Annotated in this window: 17 protein-coding genes; 8 read left to right on the top strand and 9 right to left on the bottom strand. The window is 73.7% G+C overall.

What is annotated here, in order from left to right:
* Positions 1-153 precede the first annotated feature (153 nt).
* Positions 154-2,289 carry a prolyl oligopeptidase family serine peptidase gene (locus LQ327_RS14060; protein ID WP_230734506.1) on the bottom strand — a complete coding sequence of 712 codons (2,136 nt, stop codon included), beginning with the start codon at positions 2,287-2,289 and terminating at the stop codon, positions 154-156.
* A gap of 35 nt (positions 2,290-2,324) precedes the next feature.
* On the bottom strand, positions 2,325-3,017 hold the full coding sequence (locus LQ327_RS14055; protein ID WP_230734504.1) for an alpha/beta fold hydrolase: 693 nt from the start codon (positions 3,015-3,017) through the stop codon (positions 2,325-2,327).
* A 79-nt stretch (positions 3,018-3,096) separates the two neighbouring features.
* Here LQ327_RS14055 and LQ327_RS14050 point away from each other — a divergent pair, with 79 nt between their 5' ends.
* The 3 genes from LQ327_RS14050 (at position 3,097) to LQ327_RS14040 (ending at position 5,462) form a co-directional block, all read left to right on the top strand.
* A complete protein-coding gene (locus tag LQ327_RS14050; RefSeq protein ID WP_230734502.1) occupies positions 3,097-3,978 on the top strand; it encodes a LysR family transcriptional regulator in 882 nt (293 codons plus the stop codon).
* A gap of 75 nt (positions 3,979-4,053) precedes the next feature.
* On the top strand, positions 4,054-4,413 hold the full coding sequence (locus tag LQ327_RS14045) for a DUF3817 domain-containing protein (RefSeq protein WP_372460667.1): 360 nt from the start codon (positions 4,054-4,056) through the stop codon (positions 4,411-4,413).
* Positions 4,414-4,424: 11 nt separating this feature from the next.
* Entirely contained in the window at positions 4,425-5,462 is a 1,038-nt protein-coding gene (locus LQ327_RS14040) for a tryptophan--tRNA ligase (RefSeq protein ID WP_230734500.1), read from the top strand.
* A gap of 51 nt (positions 5,463-5,513) precedes the next feature.
* Here the strand turns inward: LQ327_RS14040 and LQ327_RS14035 are convergent, their stop codons facing one another.
* Positions 5,514-5,810 carry a hypothetical protein gene (locus LQ327_RS14035; protein WP_230734499.1) on the bottom strand — a complete coding sequence of 99 codons (297 nt, stop codon included), beginning with the start codon at positions 5,808-5,810 and terminating at the stop codon, positions 5,514-5,516.
* A gap of 226 nt (positions 5,811-6,036) precedes the next feature.
* On the bottom strand, positions 6,037-6,474 hold the full coding sequence (locus LQ327_RS14030) for an HIT family protein (RefSeq protein ID WP_230734497.1): 438 nt from the start codon (positions 6,472-6,474) through the stop codon (positions 6,037-6,039).
* 35 nt (positions 6,475-6,509) lie between these two features.
* Between LQ327_RS14030 and LQ327_RS14025 the strand changes: the two genes are divergently transcribed.
* The 3 genes from LQ327_RS14025 (at position 6,510) to LQ327_RS14015 (ending at position 10,410) form a co-directional block, all read left to right on the top strand.
* Positions 6,510-7,238, top strand: coding sequence for a type 1 glutamine amidotransferase (locus tag LQ327_RS14025; RefSeq protein WP_230734496.1), 729 nt, complete (start codon positions 6,510-6,512; stop codon positions 7,236-7,238).
* A complete protein-coding gene (locus tag LQ327_RS14020; RefSeq protein ID WP_230734494.1) occupies positions 7,235-8,146 on the top strand; it encodes a TIGR03854 family LLM class F420-dependent oxidoreductase in 912 nt (303 codons plus the stop codon). The genes LQ327_RS14025 and LQ327_RS14020 overlap by 4 nt, the downstream gene beginning before the upstream one ends.
* A 137-nt stretch (positions 8,147-8,283) precedes the next feature.
* On the top strand, positions 8,284-10,410 hold the full coding sequence (locus tag LQ327_RS14015) for a glycosyltransferase family 39 protein (RefSeq protein ID WP_230734492.1): 2,127 nt from the start codon (positions 8,284-8,286) through the stop codon (positions 10,408-10,410).
* Between the two features lies 1 nt (position 10,411).
* Here LQ327_RS14015 and LQ327_RS14010 read toward each other — a convergent pair whose 3' ends face one another.
* Both LQ327_RS14010 and LQ327_RS14005 read right to left on the bottom strand, forming a co-directional pair.
* Entirely contained in the window at positions 10,412-10,819 is a 408-nt protein-coding gene (locus LQ327_RS14010) for a pyridoxamine 5'-phosphate oxidase family protein (protein WP_230734490.1), read from the bottom strand.
* A 46-nt stretch (positions 10,820-10,865) separates the two neighbouring features.
* Positions 10,866-12,836 (bottom strand): hypothetical protein, encoded by a 1,971-nt coding sequence (locus LQ327_RS14005; RefSeq protein WP_230735120.1) that lies wholly within the window; start codon positions 12,834-12,836, stop codon positions 10,866-10,868.
* A gap of 209 nt (positions 12,837-13,045) precedes the next feature.
* On the opposite strand from LQ327_RS14005, the gene LQ327_RS14000 reads away from it, so the two are divergent.
* Positions 13,046-14,251 (top strand): type III PLP-dependent enzyme, encoded by a 1,206-nt coding sequence (locus LQ327_RS14000; RefSeq protein WP_230734488.1) that lies wholly within the window; start codon positions 13,046-13,048, stop codon positions 14,249-14,251.
* On the top strand, positions 14,248-15,516 hold the full coding sequence (gene speD, locus LQ327_RS34755; RefSeq protein ID WP_308286310.1) for an adenosylmethionine decarboxylase: 1,269 nt from the start codon (positions 14,248-14,250) through the stop codon (positions 15,514-15,516). The genes LQ327_RS14000 and speD overlap by 4 nt, the downstream gene beginning before the upstream one ends.
* Before the next feature lie 467 nt (positions 15,517-15,983).
* Here speD and LQ327_RS13985 read toward each other — a convergent pair whose 3' ends face one another.
* The 3 genes from LQ327_RS13985 to LQ327_RS13975 are packed head-to-tail and all read right to left on the bottom strand — an operon-like array spanning position 15,984 to position 20,950.
* Positions 15,984-16,325, bottom strand: coding sequence for a hypothetical protein (locus LQ327_RS13985; protein WP_230734486.1), 342 nt, complete (start codon positions 16,323-16,325; stop codon positions 15,984-15,986).
* A 46-nt stretch (positions 16,326-16,371) separates the two neighbouring features.
* Positions 16,372-16,683, bottom strand: a complete 312-nt coding sequence (locus LQ327_RS13980) for a hypothetical protein (RefSeq protein ID WP_230734484.1) — start codon at positions 16,681-16,683, stop codon at positions 16,372-16,374.
* A complete protein-coding gene (locus LQ327_RS13975; protein WP_230734482.1) occupies positions 16,643-20,950 on the bottom strand; it encodes an RHS repeat-associated core domain-containing protein in 4,308 nt (1,435 codons plus the stop codon). Before LQ327_RS13975 ends, LQ327_RS13980 begins: the two co-directional genes overlap by 41 nt.
* Positions 20,951-20,956: the final 6 nt, after the last annotated feature.

The raw sequence follows: 20,956 nt of genomic DNA, 5'->3' as shown, positions 1-20,956 counted from the left end.
CCAGAGTCGACGGTCGGCGCGGCGCGTGGGTGCGGTTTGGAGAAACCCGCGGCACGGATTTCGACGGGGCGCGAGGGGGAGTCGAGGATGTGGAGCTACTGACGTTGAGTGTCAGCGACGCCGCATCGCTGACAACCCGGGTGACACGAGCACTCACCCCACCCCGAGCGACTCCTTCAGGAACGCCACCTGCAGGCGCAGCAGGTTCTCGGCCACCACTTCCTGCGGCGTCATGTGCGTGACCCCCGAGAGCGGGAGCACCTGGTGGGGCCGGCCCGCCGCGAGCAGCGCGGAGGACAGCCGCAGCGTGTGCGCGGCGACCACGTTGTCGTCGGCGAGCCCGTGGATCAGCATCAGCGGGCGCATCGGGGCCTCCGCCGTCGCGGGGACGGTCGCGTCGTCGACGATCGAGGACCGCGCGTACGCGTCCGGCCACGACGACGGCGTCCCGAGGTAGCGCTCGGTGTAGTGGGTGTCGTAGAGCGCCCAGTCGGTCACCGGGGCGCCGGCGACCGCCGCGTGCACCGCGTCCGGGCGGCGCAGCACCGCCAGCGCCGCGAGGTAGCCGCCGAAGGACCAGCCCCGGATGCCCACCCGGGACAGGTCGAGGTCCTCCACCTCGGTCGCCGCCGCGGCCAACGCGTCGAGCTGGTCGTCCAGGACCGGAGCCGCGAGGTCCCCGTGCACCGCCCGCTCGAACGCCGGCCCGCGTCCGGGGGTCCCGCGCCCGTCGGCCACGACGACCGCGAACCCCTGGTCGGCGAACCACTGGCTGGTCAGGAACGCCCCCCGCGCGTCGACGACCCGCTGTGCGTGCGGGCCGCCGTAGGGATCGAGCAGGACCGGCAGCGGCTCCGAGCCGGGGATGTGGTGGCGCGGCAGCAGCACCGCCGTCGCGAGCCCGCGCTCCCCCGCCTCGAACAGGTGCACCCGGGGCTCGAGGCGGGGCGACTCGGCGAACGACCGCAGCGTCGTCGATCTCCCCGGCCCGGTCACCGTCGTCACCGTGCCGTCGTGGTCGAGAGAGGCCTGCGCGACGACGAGCACCCCGCCCGCGAGCCGGCCCGACGCCACCCCGCGCGCCGCGCTCACCGCGCTCACTCCGGCCTCGCGCGACCAGACGAACAGCGTCGTCGAGGTCGGCACCCCGGCCCGCGACGCGGTGAACAGCACGGTGTCCCCGTCGACGTCCGCCACGCCCCGGACCTGCAGGTCGGTGCCGGTGACGGCCTCGCCGTCGACCACCAGGCGTCGCGCGTCGTCCGCGTCCGCGCACCAGACGAGCGCGCCGTCGGACAGGCGCGCGGGCACGCCCGGGACGAGGTCGACCCACGCGTCGTCGACGTCGGAGCGCACCTCGGTCGACGTTCCCGACGCCGGGTCCACCGACCGCAGCGTCACGCGCTTCTGGTCCCGCGGCGCGGTCGTCGCGAGCAGTCCGTGGCGGTCCCAGGTCACGGACGGGAGGTACTCGTCGTCGCCGAGGCCGACGTCGACCCGCGCACCGTCGAGGCCGAGCACGTGCAGCGTCACCGTCGCGTTCGCCGTTCCGGCGGCGGGGTAGCCGACGACGGCGGGGTCCCGGTCCGGGTTCGCCGGGTCGGCGATGTGCCAGCGGGCGACGGGCGCGTCGTCGACGTGTGCGACAGCGAGCGAGGAGCCGTCGGGCGCCCACCAGAACCCCCGGTAGCGGTTCATCTCCTCGGCGGCGACGAAGTCCGCGAGGCCCCAGGTGACGTGGTCGCCGTCGGGCGTGGCGAGCGTCGTCGTCTCCCCCGACTCGAGTGTGCACACGTGCACGGCGGCCGCCCGCACGAAGGCCACCCGCGCGCCGGTCGGGTCCGGGCGCGGGTCGACGACGGGTCCCTCGACGGGCAGCGGTGCCGGCGTCGAGCCGGGAGTGAGCCCGACGGTGAACGCGCGCCCGGAGAGCACGAACGCCGCGGTCGCGACGTCGCGGTCGGTGGCGTAGTCGACGACGCCGCCGGACTGCTCGCGCACCCGCTCGCGACGCGCGCGCTCCTCGGGCGGGAGGTCCTCCTCGCCCGGGACGTCGAGAGCCAGCGGGTCGACGAGCAGGTGCTCCTCGCCGGTCGGGACGTCGAGCACCCACAGGCAGGTCACCGGGTCGTCGCCGCCGCGGCTGCGCAGGAAGACGACCCGCGCGCCGTCGGGGGAGATCGCCACCCCGCGCGGCGCGCCGAGGGTGAAGCGCCGGGTCGCGGCCTGGCGACGGGGGAACGAGTCGTGGCCCCGGCTCTCCGGATGTACAGCGTTCTCGACGGTCACGGGCCGCCATCCTGCCCGCCGCGGCCCGCGTCAGCTCAGCCCGTCACGTCCGCGAGGACCCGGTCGACGAGGCCGACCAGCACGTCGGGTCCGTCGGCGAGGACGTTGTGGGTGGTGGGCAGGTCGTGGACGGTCCAGGTGGGATCGGCGCTGAGCTTCTCGGCGATCCGCGGGAAGGGTGACGTCGGCGTCCAGGCCGGGTTCGCGGCGAGGGCGTAGTGCTTGACCGGGACGTCGTGGTGCGCCCCGGTGAGCGTGATCCGCTGGACGAGGCTCGCGAGCGGGTGGCCGGTGGCGCGCGGGTCGAACTGCGGCATCGGGTCGACGAGGACGCCGCTCCGGGCGGCGCCGCGGATGTACCAGTCGCGCATCGCGTGGTTGACCGACGACCAGCACGAGTCGCCGTCCTCCGGCGTGAACCCGTCGACGGTGCACAGCCCGACGACGCGGCCGGGCAGCGCGTCGGCGACACCGGCGGTCACCATCCCGCCGTAGCTGTGCCCGACGAGGACGAGGTCACCGTCCTGGTCCCGAAGTCGGTCGGTGAGGTCGGCGACGTGGCTCGCGAGGTTGGTGGACCCGTCGAGCTCGTCGGCCCGCTCGCAGAGTCCGGGCAGCGTGACGGCGAGCGCGCGGTGCCCGGCGGCGGTCAGGGCGTCGACGGCGGACGCGTACCACCAGGCCCCGTGGCACGCGCCGGGGACGAGGACGACGGTCGGGGTGCTCATGGTCTGATCGTGACGCTGGCTCGGCCAGAAGTCGAAGACCTGCTCGTGCTGCCGGTCAGAACCGGCGATGATGGTCGGCGTGCAGCTGCATCAGCTCGAGTACCTGGTCGCCGTGGCCGACGAAGGCGGGTTCACGCGCGCCGCCGAGCGGCTGCGGGTCGCCCAGCCCGGCGTGAGCGCGCAGATCCGCAAGCTGGAGCGCGAGCTCGGGCATGCCCTGCTCGACCGCTCCGGCCACCGGGTCCGCACCACGCCGGTCGGGGTCGAGGTGGTGTCCGCCGCCCGCGCCGCGCTCGAGGCGGTGGCCGGGGTGCGGCGCGTGGTCGACGACCTCGACGGGCTGCTGCGGGGAACCGCGCGCGCGGGAATGGTCAGCTCGGGCCCGTTCCTGGACGTGCCGGGGGTGGTCGCCGACTTCTCCACCGCGCACCCGCACGTGGTGTGCTCGCTGGTGGAGGAGGGGTCCGGCGCGCTGCTCGAGGGGCTGCGGAGCGGCCGGCTGGACGTGGCGCTGGTGGGCGCGGCCGGGACGTTGCCCGAGGACCTCGAGGTGCGGACGGTGTCGGAGCAGCCGCTCGTGCTGGCGGTGCCGGCCGATCATCCACTGGCCGGACTGTCGTCGGCCGGTCCCTCCGACCTGGCCGGGCGCGACCTCGTCCTGCCGGCCGAGGGCAACGCGCTCCGGGAGGCGGTCGACCTCGCGTGCGCCGGCCTCTCCCCGGCCCCGCACGTCACCTGCAGCGCGAGCGACCCGGCGGTGCTGGCGCGGCTCGCCTCGCGTGGTCTCGGGGTGGCGGTGCTGCCCGGGTCGGTGTCGGCGCTGCGGTCCGAGGGGCTCGCGACGGTGCCGTTCGAGGCCGAGGGGGTCCGGTCGCGGCTGGTCCTGGCGTGGCCGCGCGGAGACGTCGGCCCGGCGGCGGTGGCGCTGCGCGAGGCGTTGCTCGCCGCGGTGCCCGCCTGAGCGCCCCGCACCCGTCGTCGTGACCTCGCTGACGTCCCACCCGGCATTCTCAGCACCCTCCGGCACAGTGTCGCCGTGACCTCCGAGCCGACGACCTCGACCCGCCACGCGATCGACCCGGTCCTGCTGGCCCGGGCGTTCCGGACCGTCGCGATCGCCGAGGCGTGCTCCTGGACGGGGCTGCTGATCGGGATGGTGTTCAAGTACCTCGTGGTGTTCGACGACATCGGCGTGAAGATCTTTGGGCCGATCCACGGGGTCCTCTTCATCCTCTACGTGGTCGTCACGCTGCTGACCGCGCGGACCTTCCGCTGGCGCGCGGGCACCACGATCGTCGGCCTGCTCGCCAGCATTCCGCCGCTGACCACGCTGTGGTTCGAGCACTCGGCGCACCGCCGTGGCCTGATCGACGGGGAACGCCTCCGGCACGGATAGGCTCGGGGATCGTGGTGAGCACGGAGAACGCCCCGGTCACGCGCACGAAGACCTCCCTGACCGGCATCAAGCCGACCGGTGAGCCCCACCTGGGCAACCTCATCGGCGCCATCGAGCCGGCGATCGCGATGGCGGGCGAGAACGAGTCGCTCTACTTCATCGCCGACTACCACGCGCTGACCACCGCGCGGGACCCCGAGCAGCTCCACCACTGGACGCGCGCCGTCGCCGCGACGTGGCTCGCCGCCGGCCTCGACCCGGCCCGGACGATCTTCTACAAGCAGTCCGACGTCCCGGAGACGTTCGAGCTGACCTGGATCCTGTCCTGCATCACGGGCAAGGGCCTGATGAACCGCGCCCACGCCTACAAGGCCGCCCGGGACGCCAACGTCACCGCGGGCGAGGAGCCGGACGCCGGCATCAACATGGGGACCTACAACTACCCGATCCTCATGGCCGTCGACATCCTGATCATGGAGGCGGACCTCGTCCCGGTCGGGCGCGACCAGGCCCAGCACGTGGAGATCGCCGCGGACATCGCGGGCAGCTTCAACCACGTCTACGGCTCGGGCTACCGGTTCCGGGTGCCGGAGGCGGTGATCCCGGCGGAGACGACGGGGCACACGCTGCCCGGGCTCGACGGGCGCAAGATGTCGAAGTCCTACGACAACTACATCCCGCTGTTCCTGCCCGCCCCGAAGCTCCGCAAGCTGGTGCGGCGGATCCCGACCGACTCCACGCCGGTCGAGGCGCCCAAGGACCCGGACTCGTCGGCGGTGTTCCAGATCCTCGCGCAGTTCGCGGCGGACGAGGTCGTCGCGGACACCCGCGCGCGCCTGGAGGCGGGCGGCGTGGGCTGGGGCGACCTGAAGAACCAGCTCGCCGACGTGCTCGAGGAGCGGCTGGCCCCGATGCGCGAGCGCTACGAGGAGCTCATGGAGCCGGGCAGCGACCTCGACGACGTCCTCGCCCACGGCGGGGAGATCGCCCGCGAGCGGGCGCGTCGGGTGCTCGGCTCGGTGCGGTCGGCGATCGGCATCGACCGGTAGGTGCGCTGCGCGCCCGTGAGCACACATTGACGCTCTGGCGTCAGTTACTGCTCACGAGCCGAAGACACCGGTGGGCACCTCGGTGGTGCCCGACCCGACGTCGCGCGGGCTGCGTGGCCGCGGCAGGTCGTCGACGACGTACGTCGGGTCGTCCGGCACCGACGGCAGCTCGGAGAGCCACATCGCGAGCGCGCTGTCGGTGAACAGCTCGCGGCCCCGTCCCTGGTCACTGAGTTCGTCGTCCACCAGCGAGCCCCGGCGCAGCAGCGCACCGAGGCCCAGGGCCGCGACCACCGAGACGACGCACCACGCTCCGACGGCAACGGCGACCCATCCCAGGACCGTCATACCCACCTCCGTCGTCGGTGACGTGCTGTAGCGGACGGTGATCGACCGATGACCCTGGCCGCCCGTCCGCGCACCGTGACTATCGCAGTACGAGCGGTGAGGATGGGGCGGATCCACCTGATCGGACGTACAACCTGAGACCGCTGAGCGCGTCTCACCGTCCGCTCACCCCCAGAAAGGTCCGTGATCACGTCCGTTCGCGCCCGATCGTCCTGGACCGAACAGCTCAGGAGGTTGGTGCCGCCTCGTCACTCCGCAGCGTTTCCCCGATGCGTTGCGCGACCGCGGCGGCCTCGTCCGTGTCGCGATACGGGTGACGGGGGCCGAGGAAGAACCGCAGCCCGTCCTTCGGGCGGCGCGGGATGACGTGCAGGTGCAGGTGTGGCACCGACTGGCTCACCACGTTGTTGACCAGCACCAACGATCCGGGGGCGTCCATCGTGGTCTCGACGGCCCGCTCGAGCCGCTGGGCCAGCGTGAAGAAGGACGGGACCTGATCGGCCGGGAGTTCGGCCATCGTCGTGACGTGCTGTCGCGGGACGAGCAGGACGTGGCCGTGGAAGACGGGCTTCGCGTCGAGGAAGGCCACGGTGTCGTCGTCGCTGTGCACGACGTGCGCGTCTCCGTCGCCGGAGATGATGGCGCAGAACGCACAGGGCTTCATGGACGAAGTCCACCATCGCGTGCGTTGATCGGGACATGGACTCCCCGACGATGCTCGTGATCGGCCACGGCGTGGACCCCGAGACGGTGCTCGTGCAGGCCGGGACCCTCGTGTCCTGGGCCGCCGAGCGTGGGGTGCGGATCGTGCCGGGCGTGGCCGGGACCGCGCTGCCCGACCCGGCGAGCGTCGACGCGGTCGCGGTGCTCGGCTCGGCCGAAGGCGCGTGGGACGACGCCGTGCCCTGGCTCGCCGACGAGATCGCCTACCTGACCCGGACGATCGAGGCGGGCACACCGATCCTCGGGATCTGCTTCGGCGGCCAGCTCCTGGCCCGCGTCCTCGGCGGCACGGCCCATCCCGCCGACGGGCGGCACGAGAACGGCTGGCGCACCATCACCTCGTACGAGCCGGACGTCATCGTCGAAGGGCCCTGGATGGAGTTCCATTTCGACGCGTTCACCGCGCCGCCGACCTCCGAGGTCCTCGCCCGCTCGCCACGCTGCGACCAGGCCTTCCGCCAGGACCGCCACCTGGGCGTGCAGTTCCACCCCGAGATCACCCCGGCCGAGTTCGAGACCTGGGCCACGCGCTGGACCGGGACCGCCATCGAGGCGCGCTTCGCGGAGCTGGGCATCTCGACCGAGGGGCTGCGCGCGGAGACCGCCGAGCGCGCCGACGCCTCCAGGGTCGCGTCGTGGCGGCTCTTCGACGACTTCGGCCGGCGCGCCGGGCTCCTGCGCCACCCGGCCGAGGCGACCGCGTGAGCCCCGCGCTCAAGGTCCGGATCGGCATCGGGGCGGGTCCTTCCCGCCTGGGGGTCGCCGAGGACACGACGACGCTGGTCGACGGCTGCGAGCGCCGCGGGATCGACTCGCTGTGGTTCCCCGACCGCATCGCCACCGACGCCGTCGAGCCCCTCACCGCCCTCGGCTGGGCCGCCGGACGCACCGAGCACCTCAAGCTGGGCACCGGCGTCGTCGTGCTGCCCGGACGCAATCCCGCCGTCGTCGCGCACCAGTTGGCCTCGTTGGCGGTGCTCGCGCCGAAGCGCATCCTGCCGGTGTTCGGGCTGCAGCCCGCGACGCCGGCCGAGCGCACCGCGTACCCCGTCCCCGGACCGCGCGCCGCGGTGCTCGAGGAGGCGCTGCAGGTGGTGCGGCGGCTACTGACCGAGGAGTCGGTCACCCACCACGGCCGCTTCTTCACTCTCGACGACGCGGCGGTCGCCCCACGTCCCGCGCAGCCGCTGGACCTGTGGCTCGGGGGGCTGGTGCCCGCGGCGCTGCGTCGGGTCGGGCGGCTGGCCGACGGCTGGCTCGCGTCGTTCGTCACGCCCGCCGAGGCCGCCGATGCGCGCCGGGTCATCGCCGAGGCCGCCGACGCCGCGGGGCGGGAGGTCGAGGAGGACCACTACGGGACGAACCTGCTGGTCCTGCCGCCGGGGGCCGCGCCGGACGAGGTGGAGCGTGCGCTGGCAGCGACGGCGAAGCGCCGTCCGGAGATCGAGCCCGGCACGCTGATCGCGCGGGACTTCTCCGAGGCCGGCCGGCTCGTCGGGGAGTTCGTGGACGGCGGGATCACCAAGTTCGTCGTGCGGCCCGCCACCGCGCCGGAGAGCTGGGACGACTTCCTCGACGCGTTCACGACGGAGCTGGTCCCGCTGGAGAACTAGGTGCGCTTCGCGCTCGTGAGCACACATTGACGCCCTGACCTCAATTTCTGCTCACGAGCGCGCAGCGCACCTACCGCACAGCGGCCACACAGGCCCGGCCCACCCCGTGATCACAGGCGGCGCCGATCCTCGTCGTCATGAGTCTGCTGACCGGCCGGCGACCGACGCCTCCGACGCCACCGCCCCCGGCCTTGTCGACCCCCTCCCCCGCGGCCGACGCGCGCCGCACGGCCCGGTGGTACGCGCCCACGCTGGCCGGTCTTCTCGTCGCGACCGCGGTGCTCTACCTGGTCGGGCTCTCTGCCTCGGGCTGGGGCAACGCGTTCTACGCGGCCGCCGCGCAGGCGGGCGGGCAGTCCTGGAAGGCGTGGTTCTTCGGCGCGTCCGACGCGCCCGCGTCGATCATGGTCGACAAGCCGCCCGCCTCGCTGTGGGTGATGGGGCTGTCGGTGCGGCTGTTCGGGCTGTCGTCGTGGTCGGTGCTGGTGCCGCAGGCGCTCATGGGCGTCAGCGCCGTCGGCCTGCTCACCGGGGCGGTCCGGCGCTGGTCCGGCCCGGTCGCCGGGATCCTCTCCGGCGTGGCACTGGCGGTGACGCCGGTCGCGACGCTGATGTTCCGCTTCGACAACCCGGACGCCCTGCTGTGCCTGCTGCTCGTGGCCGGCGCGTACGCGATGGTGCGCTCGATCGACGCGGGCACGACCCGGGCGTCCACCTGGTGGCTCGTGCTCGCCGCGGCGTGCGTCGGCACCGGGTTCCTCACCAAGTCGCTGCAGGCCTTCCTGGTGCTGCCCGCGTTCCTGGCGCTGCACCTGACGGCGGGTCCGGGGACCTGGCGTCGACGGTTCCTCGCGCTGCTGCCCGCGACGGCGTCGCTGCTCGTCTCCGCCGGCTGGTGGGTCGCGGTGGTCGAGCTGTGGCCAGCGTCGTCGCGTCCGTTCGTCGGCGGATCGCAGTCGAACAGCGTCCTGGAGCTGGCGTTCGGCTACAACGGCGTCGGCCGGCTCACCGGTGACGAGACGGGTCAGCTCGGCGGCGGAACGTCCGGTGGGGGTGGCGGCGGCTTCGGCGGCGCCCCGGGTGGTGTCGGCGGCGGGCCCGGCGCGGGGTTCGCCGGCGGGGCTCCGCCCGGGGGCGGCGGTGGCGGCATGGGGGGCGCGACCTCCACCGACTCCTGGTCGGCCCTGTTCACCGGCTCGATGGCGTCGCAGGTCTCCTGGTTGCTGCCGGCCGCGCTGATCCTCGGCGTGGCGCTGCTGATCCTGGTCGGTCGCGGGGTGCGCACCGACCGGCGACGGGCCGGCGTGCTGCTCTGGGGCGGATCGCTGCTGGTCACGGCAGGGGTGTTCAGCCTCGCGGCGGGGATCATCCACCCGTACTACTCGGTCGCGCTCGCCCCGTGGATCGCCGCGCTCGCCGCGGTCGGGGTCGTGGAGCTCTGGCGGGCCCGGTGGGTCGGGTGGCCGCGGTGGGTGCTCGCGGGGACGGTGGCGGTCTCGGCGCTGTGGTCGTGGTGGATGCTGCGGGAGACCCCGGAGTTCCTGCCCTGGCTGCGGGCGGTGGTGCTGGTGACGGGTCTCGTCGCCGCCGTCGGCCTGGTGCTCACCGGGCTGCTGCGGGCCGGCGCCCGCCGGGTGGTCACGGCGGGGGTGCTGACGGCCGCGCTCGTCGCGGGGCTGGGCGGGCCGGTGGCCTACGCGGTCCAGACCGCGGGCACGGCCCACACCGAGATCATCCCGACGGCGGGTCCGTCGTCCGGGTTCGGCGGACCTGGAGGCGGCCACGGGGGACGCGGGCACGGCTCCCGCGGTGGCGGGTTCGGCGGGCCGGCCGGCAGCGGTCCGGGCGGTACCGGCCAGGGCGGACCCGGGCGCGGCGGCCCCGGTGGCGCGATGGCACTGCTGAACGCCTCGGCCCCCTCGGCCGAGCTGGCGGCCTTCCTTACGGCGGGCGCGGCGGGCCACACCTGGGTCGCGGCGACCGCGGGGTCGATGCCGGCCGCGGGCTACCAGCTCGCGAGCGGCGCACCCGTGATGCCGCTCGGCGGGTTCAACGGGACCGACCCGTCCCCGACGCTCGCGCAGTTCCAGGCGCTCATCGCCTCCGGCCAGGTGCACTACTTCCTGGGCCAGGGCCTCTCCGAGGTCCCCGACACCGGCGGCAGCGCCGACACCGTGCAGATCACCGCCTGGGTGAAGCAGCACTTCACGGCCCGGACGATCGGCGGCACGACGGTCTACGACCTGACCGCGCCGACGGCCTGAGTCAGCGGCTGCCGAGGACCCGCGTCAGTGCGATCTCGATGACCACCCGCTCCGGGTTCTCCCGAGGCGTGCGGTACCGGGCCGCGTAGCGGGCCTCGGCGTCGGCGACCGACTCCCGGTCCTCGCGGACGACGGCGATCCCCTCCAGCGTCGACCACCGCCCGCGGTCGACCTGGCTGACCGCGACCCGGGCGCCACCCTCGGCCCGGCGCACGTTCCGGGCCTTCTGGCTGCCGCGCCGGGTGATCACGCGGGCGGTCGCGGTGTCGAGGTCGAGCGTGACCCCGACGGCGACCACGTGCGGGCTCCCGTCGCGGCGCAGGGTGGTCAGGGAGCAGAGGTGGTACTCGCGCCAGAACTCGGCGAACTCCTCGCCGCGGGCGTGCAGGTCCTCTCCGGTGACGGCCACGCCGGTGATCGTCCCAGCCCGGCCGTCACGGCCGTGACTCGCCTGCTCACCAGGTCCAGAGCCGCGACCACCAGCCCTCGGTGCCCGATGTCGAGGCGAACGACTGGCTCGACGTGTCCGAGTACTCGACCTTCTTCCCGTCGGAGGACTGCGCGACGTAGGTCGTCTTCGAGTCGCCGTCGGAGCTGGTCACGCTCTTGCGGGTGACGCTGTTGCCGTCGCCGTCGGAGGTCGTCGTCTCCTTGGTCGTGGACCCGTCGGAGCCCTTCGACGTGCTCGTCTTCACCGACGAGCTCGACGACTTCGAGCTGGACGACTTCGGGCTGGACTTGCTGCTGCTCGAGCTGGACTTGTCACTCGAGCTCGGCTTGCTGCTCGACGACCTGTCGCTCGAGGACGACTTGCTCGACGGGCTGGACGTGGCCTTCGTGCTCGCCGAGCCGGACGCCTTCGACGCCGTCGTCGTGGCCCCGGCCGTGCTCTTCCCGGCCGAGGCACTCGGTTCGGACGAGGGATCCGCCGACCCGCTGCCGTCCGACGACTCCTTCGTCGTCGTGACCTCCACCGTGGACGAGTCGGCCGAGCGGGTCGTCGTCTGCGTGGTGCGTTCCTTCGACGACGGGTCGGTGCGGGTGGAGCGGGTCGTCACCGCTCCCGACGACGGGTCCACCGAGCGAGCTCGCGTGGTCACGACGCCGGTGGACGGATCGGTCGCCGCGCCCGTCCCGTCGGGGGCGGTCGTGACCTGCGGTGCGGCCCTCCCGGTCGGCGCCGCGGCGGTGGTGGCGCCGGCGGTGCCCGTCGGGTCGACCCCCGTCGTCGTGGTGATCGCGTCGGACGAGCCGGGCGGCGCGTCGGTGGACGCCGGCCCGAGCGTGGGGATCGGCCACCCCTCCGGCACCGAACCGGAGCCGCCGCCCGCCGTCGTCGTCGGGGCGAGGGGCGACCCGCTGCCGCCGGTGCCCGGTGCCAGGGTCGATCCGGTGCCGGTGGCGGTCGCCTCGCCGGGCAGGTCGGCGGTGGCGCTCGCGGAGGACGACGGCGGGTCGGAGCTGCTGGGGCCGAGCATCGGGATCGGCCAGCCCTCCGGGGCCACCGCAGGCACGGCGACGGCGGGGGTGGCGGACGCCGGGCCCCGGCCCGCGGCACCCGTGTCGCCGTCCTTCGCCCCGCCGCGCCCGGTGTCCGTGTTCTTCGGCGCGTCGACCCCGGGGACCTCGACCTTCGGCACCTCCACCTTCGGGGCGTCGACCTTCGGAGCATCGGCCTTCGGAGCATCGGCCTTCGGAGCATCGGCCTTCTTCGGCGACTCCGCCTTCGGGCGGTCCGCCTTCGCGGGCGCCTCGACCTTCGGCGCCTTCACCTCGGGGGCGTCCGCCTTCCCGTCCCCGCCCCGGTCGGCGCGGTTCTGACCAGGCACGACGCCCCCGAGCACGGCGCCGGGCAGGTCCTGCACCCGCGGCGGGGCGGCGGTCGTCGCCTGCCCGGCCGTCGGGCCGGGCGCCACACCGCCCGGCGGCACGATCGGCGCGAGGGGCGCGGCTGGCTCCCCCGCAGGCGCCGCCGACGACGGTGCCTGCGCGCCGGGCACGATCGGCGCCAGCGGTGGCTCCCAGCCGGACGGGGTGCTCGACGCGGGCGCCGGAGCGCTGCCCAGCGGACGGGCGCCAGGGAGCGGGATCGGCGTGAGGGGTGGTGCGAGGGCGTCGTCGGACGCTCCCGGGTCGGACGGCGCGCCGGCCGCGGAATCACTCGCGCCGCCCGACGGCGCCGAAGAGGTCCCGAGGTCGGCCCCGGGCGCCGACGAACCGGCCGCCCCGGTCGGCGGGCCGTAGCCTGACCCGTAGTCCGGTGCCGAGCCGCCCGGCCGTGCCTTGTCGGTGTCGGTGACGAGGGCGCGCGAAGACCCCGCTCCACCCGCGGCCTGCTCGCCCGGCCCGGCGGGCGCGACGACGGTGCGGCCGACGCCCAGCGCCGCGGCCAGCAGCGCCACCGCGAACAGACCCGTGACCGCCACGCTGCGAGGTGACCAGCGTGGCCACCGCTGTCTGCGGCGAGGAGTCCCCCACCCGTTCAGGGAGCCCGAAGGCATACCTGTCCCACTCTCTCCCCGACCCGCCACCCCCGGGACCCACCGGCCCGGAGATCCGGAAGAGTACGCGTCCGATACGTCTCAAGTCAGCCGTTCTGTGTTTCGAACGGGCACCACGGGGCACAGTGGAGGCCGTGGGTGCACAGCGGGCCGTGCAGGCGCACGAACGCGTCGTCGACCCCGCTCTCGACTCCTCCGATCAGGTGATGATCAGTCCACGATTGGAGCTGGATCTCGGCGTCGTCGAGGCCGCCCACCGCACGTTCCGCGACGCTCTCCCGGAGAGCGAGACCGCTTACGCCGTCAAGGCGAATCCTCACCCCGCCGTCCTCGCGCTCCTGGCCGAGCAGGGCGCGAGCGTCGACCTGGCCAGCCGCGGCGAGCTCGACGCCTGCCTGCTCGCCGGCGTCCCGCCCGAGCGGATGAGCTGGGGCAATCCGCTGAAGAAGCCGTCGGACGTGCGGGCGGCGGTGGCCGCGGGCGTGCACCGCTTCACCACCGACGCCGCGTCCGACGTCGATCTGCTCGCCCGGCTCGCTCCCGGCGCCGACGTGACCGTGCGCCTCGGCGCCGACGACACCGGCTCGGCCACCCCGTTCTCCGGCAAGTTCGGGGTCGCTCCCGACGAGGCCGCCGACCTGCTGCGTCGTGCCCGCGACGCCGGGCTGCGCCCGCACGGGCTCGGCTTCCACCCCGGGTCGCAACAGACCGACCCGGCGTCGTGGCGACGGGGCATCGCGGCCGCCGCCCGGGCCGTCGAGTCGTTCGGGGCGCCGGTCGCCGAGCTGAACGTCGGGGGCGGGTTCCCGACGCCGCACGCCGCGGGCCCGGTGCCCGACCTCTCCGGCTGCGCCGACGCGATCCGCGCGGCGCTCGCCGAGCACGCGGACGTTCCCGGGGTCGGGAGCTGGCGGCCGCACCTCGTCGCGGAACCCGGGCGGGCCCTCGTCGCCGAGGCTGGTGTCCTGGTCGCGGAGGTCGTCCTCGTCACCGAGCGCGCGGGACGCCGCTGGGTCTACCTCGACGTCGGGCGCTACCAGGGCCTCGCCGAGACCGAAGGCGAGATGATCGTGTATCGACTGCGCACACCCGGGTACCCCACCGCGGCGCCGAGTGGCCACGTGGTGCTCGCCGGACCCACCTGCGACGGCGACGACGTGCTCTACCGCCACGCCGACGTCCGTCTCCCCCTCGACCTGGCCGCCGGCGACACCGTCGAGTTCCTCGGCGCCGGGGCCTACACCTCGAGCTATGCGTCGGTCGGCTTCAACGGGCTCCCCCCGTTGCCGACCGTGATCCGTGACCGCGCCACCGACGACACCCCCGAGGAAACCGATTGACCACTCCCGCCCCCGCGTTCCCCTCCACCCCGGTGGACTCCCCGTCCGCGTCGTTCTCGGGCCGTCACGTGCTCGCCGAACTGCGCGGCGTCTCGCCCGTGCTCCTCGGTGACGAGGCCGCCGTCGCCCGCGCCCTGCGGACCGCGCTCGACGACGGCGGGGCGACCACCCTCGACGTCGTGACCCACCGGTTCGAACCGCAGGGCACGACGGTGCTCGCGATGCTCGCCGAGTCACACGCCTCGGTGCACGCCTATCCGGAGGCGAGCGCGGCGTTCGTCGACGTCTTCACCTGCGGCGAGCACGCCGATCCGGAGCGGATCGTCGAGGTGCTGGGCCGGGAGGTCGGGGCCGTCGAGGTGCGGGCGCAGATCGTGGCGCGGGGGGCGGGGCTCGCCCCCGACGCCGCCGGCCAGCGGGAGGTCGACGAGCCGCTCGCCGACGGGATGCGGCGCCGGTGGCGGATCGACGAGGTGATCTGGCGGGGTCGGACCGCGTGGCAGGACATGATCGTCGCGCGCACCGCGCAGGGGATCTCGCTGTTCTGCGACGGGGAGCGGCAGTCGACCGAGGCCACCCAGTTCACCTACCACGAGGCCCTCGCGGTGCCCCCGCTGCTGCTGGCGGACCGGTTGGAGCGGGTGCTGGTGGTCGGCTCGAGCGAGGGCGTCGTCTCGCAGCTCGCGGTGGCCGCCGGGGCTTCACGGGTGGATCACGTCGACATCGACTCGGAGTGCGTCCGCCGGTGCGCGGAGCTGCTGCCCTACGGCTACTCGTCGGTGGAGCTCGAGGCCGCCGAGGCCGGCTCGGGGCCGGTGCAGATCCACTACGCCGACGGCTGGGAGTTCCTGGCCGAGGCCGCCGAGCGGGGCGACCAGTACGACGTCGTCATCGTCGACCTGCCCGACGAGCCGGTCGAGGTCGACGACCCGGCGCAGCACGCGCGCCTGTACGGCACCCCGTTCCTGCAGCGGTGCGCGTCCGTCCTGGCTCCGGGCGGGGTGGTCTGTACGCAGGCCGGCTGCCCGACGATGTGGCGGAACGACACGCTCGGGCGCATGGTCGGCCGGTTCGACGAGGTCTTCCCGACGGTGCTCCCGTACTGCTCGGACGAGCACGAGTGGGCGTACCTCACGGGGCGGCTGGACTCGGTGTCCGACCCCGTGGAGTTGGCGACGTCGCGGTTGTCGCGGTTCCCGTCGTTGGCGTCGGTGGACGGTCGGGCGCTGTTGCGGGGCTCGATCCTGCCGTTCTCGTTGCGCTGATCGCCGGGTGCCTGTGGCCGGTGTTCCGGGGTGTTCGCCGGCCACGGGTGCTCGGTCACGGGCCTCCGGGGTCTGCCGGGGCCGGGGCCGGGGCCGGGGCCGGGGCCGGGGCCGGGGCCGGGGCCGGGGATGAAGATCTGATCCTCGTGAGCGCGTCGCACCCGAATCTTGCGCGTGTCGCGCACGAACTCGTGATCTTGGTCCGCGCGGGTCGGCTGACGCCATCTACTGGGCCGATTCTTGGAGCTCGGGCGGCCGCGTGCCCCGCTCCTGACGTGCGCGATCGCCTTGTCGCGGGGATTCACCACACGGCAGCGCCCTTGTCGTTGTGATTCACAACGACAAGGCGCCCGGGCGCTGAAGAATCACCGCGACAAGGGGGCAGCTCATCAGATTCGACGAGCGAGTGACCTGCTCAGACCCGGATCAACGGTTGGCCCGGGGATCGCCCGGCGTGCCGACGTAGATCATGTCGGCGTGCTCAAGGCCCACGGGTCGATCTGGGTATCCGAGAAGACCTCGATGGCCGAACCGCTCGACGGCACGAGCGCTGGGTCGCCGAGCATGAGTCGACCCATCGGGACGACATCAGCGAGTGTGGTGCCCAAGATCGCCTTCAATGCCTCTTGGGCGGGCTCCAGGTCTGCTGATGCTGCGATGAGGTCTCCGTCGGACACGATGCGCCAGGGAATGGTCGTACTGAACCCCCAGTTGCCCGCGATGATGGACATGCTGAACCCGTCGAACGACGCGTCGGTGATCGCTCCGGAGGCAGAATTGCGCACCCAGGTGCCGATTTTGTGGATCATCCCACACCTCCCTCGAACGAGCACATATGCGCACCGACTCGTCGACTCAGTCGTCCTCGCGCGCTATGTAATCGCGAAGCAGCCCGCTCATTTCGTCGATCGACATCTCCAGCGTTCCATCAGGAGAGGTGTCGAGATCATCCACGAGGAACGCGACACCGTGCGCGAAGTCGAATTTCAGAAAGTATACGTTGAGTTCACGCTCCCAAAAACTGAGCCTCTTGGGATCACCTACGACATCGAGCACCTCCCGGGCGATGTTCGGCGTCAACTCACCTTCTCGAAGCAGGCCTGCAACGAGATGGTTCCCCGCCAGCTCAGTAGGGGAACGCTGTCCTGATCTGTCCATCTCTGGCATGCACCCGGATTCTAGTCGTCGGCTTTCCATCGGCATCGAGCCCTATCTGGCGCCCGATATCATGCTCGAACGTTTCACCCCCGCGGCCGTCGGTGACTCTCGACCCGTTCGACAGCGCGTCGTCGACATGACTCTTGATAGAATGCGCGGATGTCCCTGCGTCGAACCTGCCCGCCGGGGTAGAACTCGACGAATATGGCCCGTGGCGATAGTTGATGTGCTCGATCGCGGTCATTCTACCGCCCTTGTTATAGACCTGTGAGCCTCCCCACTGAGGCTTTCCCGGCGGGAGAGCCTTCTGACCACCGGAGCCCGGTAGCGGCGCGGCGCAGGGGTTGAGGCCGAGCGGGTCCGCCCAGGTGAGCGGGTTGTGGACGTACGCGGCCGGGTTCGGAGCGGGCGCGAGCCCCAGTGGGTCCAGCGAGGTGTACCGGGCGGTGTCGGGGTCGTAGTAGCGGTGGAGGTTCTGGGCGAGCCCGGTCTCGGTATCGAGGTACTGGCCGGGGAAGAGCAGCGGCGTCGAGACCCCGGTCCACGACGTCCGCCCCCACAGCGACCGCCGCGCCTGGCCCGCCACCGAACCGTCCGGCGCGAGCAGCTCGGTCGGCGCGCCGACGAGGTCGGTGACGATCGCGTAGAACCGCTCGTCGACCTCGGCCTGCCCCGCCGCCCGCCACCGTGAGCGCTGCGAGACCGGCCGCAGCCCGCTCGCGTCGTGGTCCCACGCCGTCGAGGAGACGCCGGCGTCCGCGTACCGGACCTCCTCGACCAGCGTCGCCCCGTCCCAGGTGAAATCCACCTGCTCGGCCGAACCGCCGCGAGGATCGAGCCGCTGTTTGGACACCCGCCGCCCGAACGCGTCGTAGACGTACCGCCAAAGCGAGCCGTCCGGCGTCGTCACCCCGACGAGCTGGTCGAGCGCGTCCCACCGGAACTGCCAGGACTCCGGTGGTCGCGACAGCCGCCCCCGCGTCCGCCGGACGACCCGGCCGGCCGCGTCGTGCCCGTACGTCGCCCGTCCCGCCCGCCGCAGCGTCGTCCCGGAGAACTCACGCGCGCCGGCCAACTCCGGGTCCGCGCCGGGCCACGAGGCCGCCACGGTGTTCCCGCCGGCGTCGTAGGCGTAGCGCTCCGACCACCCGCCACCCCGGACCGCGGTCACCCGGCCCTGGGCGTCCACGTCGAACGCCCGCGCCCCGATCCCGACGACACTGCCGTCCGGCCGGTACCGGAACCGCCGGTCGAACGCGCCCTCGAGACGCTGCTCGACCAGCCGCCCCGCGTCCCAGTCCTGCTCGACGACGGCCCGGCCGGCTCGACGACGGGTCTCACGGCCGGCGACGTCGTGGTCGAAGTCCATCGCGACACCGGCGACCAGCGAGGTCACCGTCGAGTCCGCCGCGTACGCCCACTCGCTGCGCTGTCCTGTCGGCGTGATCCGCCCGATGCGGCGTCCCAGCGCGTCGTACGAGGAGATCAGCTCGCGCCCGTTCGTCGCCTCCCCGAGCACCCGGCCGGACGCGTCGCGGGTGATCACGACGTCGACGTCGGGTGTCGTCGCGCGGACCAGACGACCGGCCGCGTCGTGGTCGTACGTGGTCAGCACCCCGTCCGCCCGTCGCTCGGACACCTGCCCGAGCGGCCCGTACGCGAACTCGACGGTCTCGCCGAGCGCGTTCGTCCGGCGCCGGAGGGCCCCGGTGGCATCGAGGGCGTAGGTGGTGCGACGGTCGTCGAAGTCGGTCTCCGCGACGAGTCGGCCCGCCGCGTCGTACTCGTAGGACCAGCGCAGGCCCTGCGGGTTCGTGACGCCGACCAACCGCATCTCGGAGTCCCAGGCCTGCTCGTGCCGGGAGCCGTCCGGGTCGACGCGCGCGGCGACGAGGTCGAAGTGGGTGTGCTCGAACCGGGTGACCTGCCCGACGGCGTCGGTCGACGACGCCAGGTTGCCCTCCGGATCGTAGAGGCGGCGCTCGACGCCGCCATCGGGCGCGGTCACCGTCGCGAGGCGGCCCTCGAGCGTCCACGTGTAGCGCGTGACGAGTCCGGTCGGATCCGTCTCGGCGACGACCCGGCCGAGGGCGTCGCGCTCCCATCGCGTGACTGCGCCGACCCGATCGACGACGGCGACCGGCAGTCCGGCCGCGTCGTTCTCCAGCCGCCGCACCCCGCCGAGCGCGTCCGTGACGGCCACGAGGAACCCGTGCTCGCCGTGGGCGTACCGGGTGATCGCGCCGAGCGGGTCGGTCGTCGCGACCCGCCGACCGGCGTCGTCGAACTCGTGCGTCCACTCGGCACCGTCCGCGTCCCGCACGAGGACGGGTCGCCCGGCGTCGTCGTGCACGACGGTGACCACCGAGCCGTCGGGCCGTTCGACCCGGTCGAGGAGGCCGCGGGGGTCGTGGCCGAACCGCGTGGTCCGGCCGAGCTCGTCGACGACGGCGGTGACGCGGCCGGCATCGTCGTACTCGGTCCGACGTTCGCCGCCGAGCGGATCGGTCACCTGCACGACCCGGCCGGCGTCGTCGTGGACGTACCGCGTGATCGCGCCGAGCGAGTCGGTGCGCGTGACGATGTCGTGGTCGTAGTCGAACGAGCAGCTCAGCACGCCCCCGGAACCGACCTGGCGAACGACCCGGTCCTCGTCGTCGTACTCGTGGCGGAACCAGGTGCCGCGGCGGTCGGCCCAGCCGGTCATGCGGCCGCGGTCGTCGTACCCGAATCGGGTCGGCAGCCCGGAGGAGGTGACAACGGCCGTGAGGTTCCCGGCCTCGTACCCGAACCGGACGAGCGCACGGTCGCTGCCGTCGGGGCCCGCGCCGACGAGGTCGTACCCGACGATCCGGTCTCGCGCGGTGAGCACCGTGACGCGGTAGCCGCCGTGGTGGCGGATCTCGAGCGGGGTGCCGTCGGCGAGCCGGTCGACGTCATAGCGCCGCCCCTGGTGGTCGACGACGGCGGTCAGCCACCGCTGGGCGCCGTGACCGGAGAAGTGCCGGCGTCGTTCGCCGTCGAGATCGTCGACGACGACGGAGGCGCCGTCCCGGGTGAGGGTCCACCGGTCGTCCTCGACCGCGGGCCCGCCGTCGGGCGGGAATCGCAGCGCGACGGCGTCGGCGCGGGCGAGGACGACGTGGGTGTCGGTGACGACGACGTGCTCGTCGAGCGTCGAGGCCCAGCTCGGGCCGAAGAAACGCCCCGAGCGGTACGACGACCGGTGCAGCCGTTCGACGACGAGTGGCAGCACGCCGGGCAGTTCGACGTCGACGGCGGGGAGCAGCAGGTGCCCGGTGCCGACGTCGACGGGCTCGCCGATCGAGAGAGCCCGGCTGGGCGGGGTCGTCGCGGAGGGCGCCATGTCGATGTGCAGGCCGGACGCGGGTACCTCGGAGGTCTTCACGGCCGCGGCGGCTTCGGGGGCGAGGTGGGTGCCGGCCTTGGCGAGGTCGGTGGCCGCCTCGCCCGCCTTGAGCCCCACCTTCAGCCCGGTGGCCGCCGAGCCGGCGAAGGGCACCATCGCGGCGGCCGAGAGCCCGGCGTTGAGGTAGTCGCCCTCGGAGGCGTACCAGGCGGCGTTGGCCCCGTCGAAGACCTCGCCGACGCCCGGGACCAGCCCGGCGACGTCCAGCGCGGTGTGCGCGATATCGGTCCAGGAGAACCCGCTCTCCTCCTCGGGCGGCGGGGTGGCGGGTGCGGCGGTGAACGCGGGCGGGGGTTGGCCGGGCTGTCCCGGAGTCCCGGGCGCTCCGGCGGGTACCGCTCCGGCGGCTCCGGGCACGGGTGCGGTCATTCCGGCGAGTTGCCCCTGGGCGCCCTGGACCGAGGTTGCGGCCGCGGCGTTGGCGGCCTGCTCGCGTTGGACGGCCTCCTGCATCAGGCGCTGCCCCTCGGCGACCCTCCCCTGCGCGGCCGAGACCGCGGCGTCGGCCGCGTCGAAGGCCGCGTCCTTCTGCGCGGAGGCCGGTGTCGTCCGCTCGGTGGTCTGGAGGTTCTGCATGGCCGTCGTGGACCGCGCGACGTCCGCCTGCCCGGCCGCGACCATCTGCTCGCCCCGGAGGTACTGCTCCTGGGCGGCGCGCAGTTCGGAGGCATACGTCGTGAGCGCCTGTCCGACCGCGCGCGACACGTCCGCGCCCACCGCCGCCTTCGCGCCCACCTCGCCGACCTGCGCCGATGCCGCCTGCGCCGCGCCACCCGTCCAGCCCGCCGCCCAGGAGTTGCCCGCGGCGCGGATGCCCTCGCCCGCGCTCGTGAACCCCTCGGCCATGGCCGT

Origin of the sequence: Actinomycetospora endophytica, from assembly GCF_021026375.1 — a bacterium.
In the GTDB taxonomy this organism is placed as follows: domain Bacteria; phylum Actinomycetota; class Actinomycetes; order Mycobacteriales; family Pseudonocardiaceae; genus Actinomycetospora; species Actinomycetospora endophytica.
Note: the sequence above shows the minus strand (reverse complement) of the source record. Positions and strands in the feature narration are given on the sequence as shown.

Coding starts and splice junctions, on each gene's coding strand:
- LQ327_RS14055 (WP_230734504.1), bottom strand. CDS start 3,017: ATGAGCACCCCGACCGTCGTCCTCGTCCCCGGCGCGTGCCACGGGGCC.
- LQ327_RS14035 (WP_230734499.1), bottom strand. CDS start 5,810: ATGACGGTCCTGGGATGGGTCGCCGTTGCCGTCGGAGCGTGGTGCGTC.
- LQ327_RS14030 (WP_230734497.1), bottom strand. CDS start 6,474: ATGAAGCCCTGTGCGTTCTGCGCCATCATCTCCGGCGACGGAGACGCG.
- LQ327_RS14025 (WP_230734496.1), top strand. CDS start 6,510: ATGGACTCCCCGACGATGCTCGTGATCGGCCACGGCGTGGACCCCGAG.
- LQ327_RS14015 (WP_230734492.1), top strand. CDS start 8,284: ATGAGTCTGCTGACCGGCCGGCGACCGACGCCTCCGACGCCACCGCCC.
- LQ327_RS13985 (WP_230734486.1), bottom strand. CDS start 16,325: ATGATCCACAAAATCGGCACCTGGGTGCGCAATTCTGCCTCCGGAGCG.
- LQ327_RS13980 (WP_230734484.1), bottom strand. CDS start 16,683: ATGCCAGAGATGGACAGATCAGGACAGCGTTCCCCTACTGAGCTGGCG.
- LQ327_RS13975 (WP_230734482.1), bottom strand. CDS start 20,950: ATGGCCGAGGGGTTCACGAGCGCGGGCGAGGGCATCCGCGCCGCGGGC.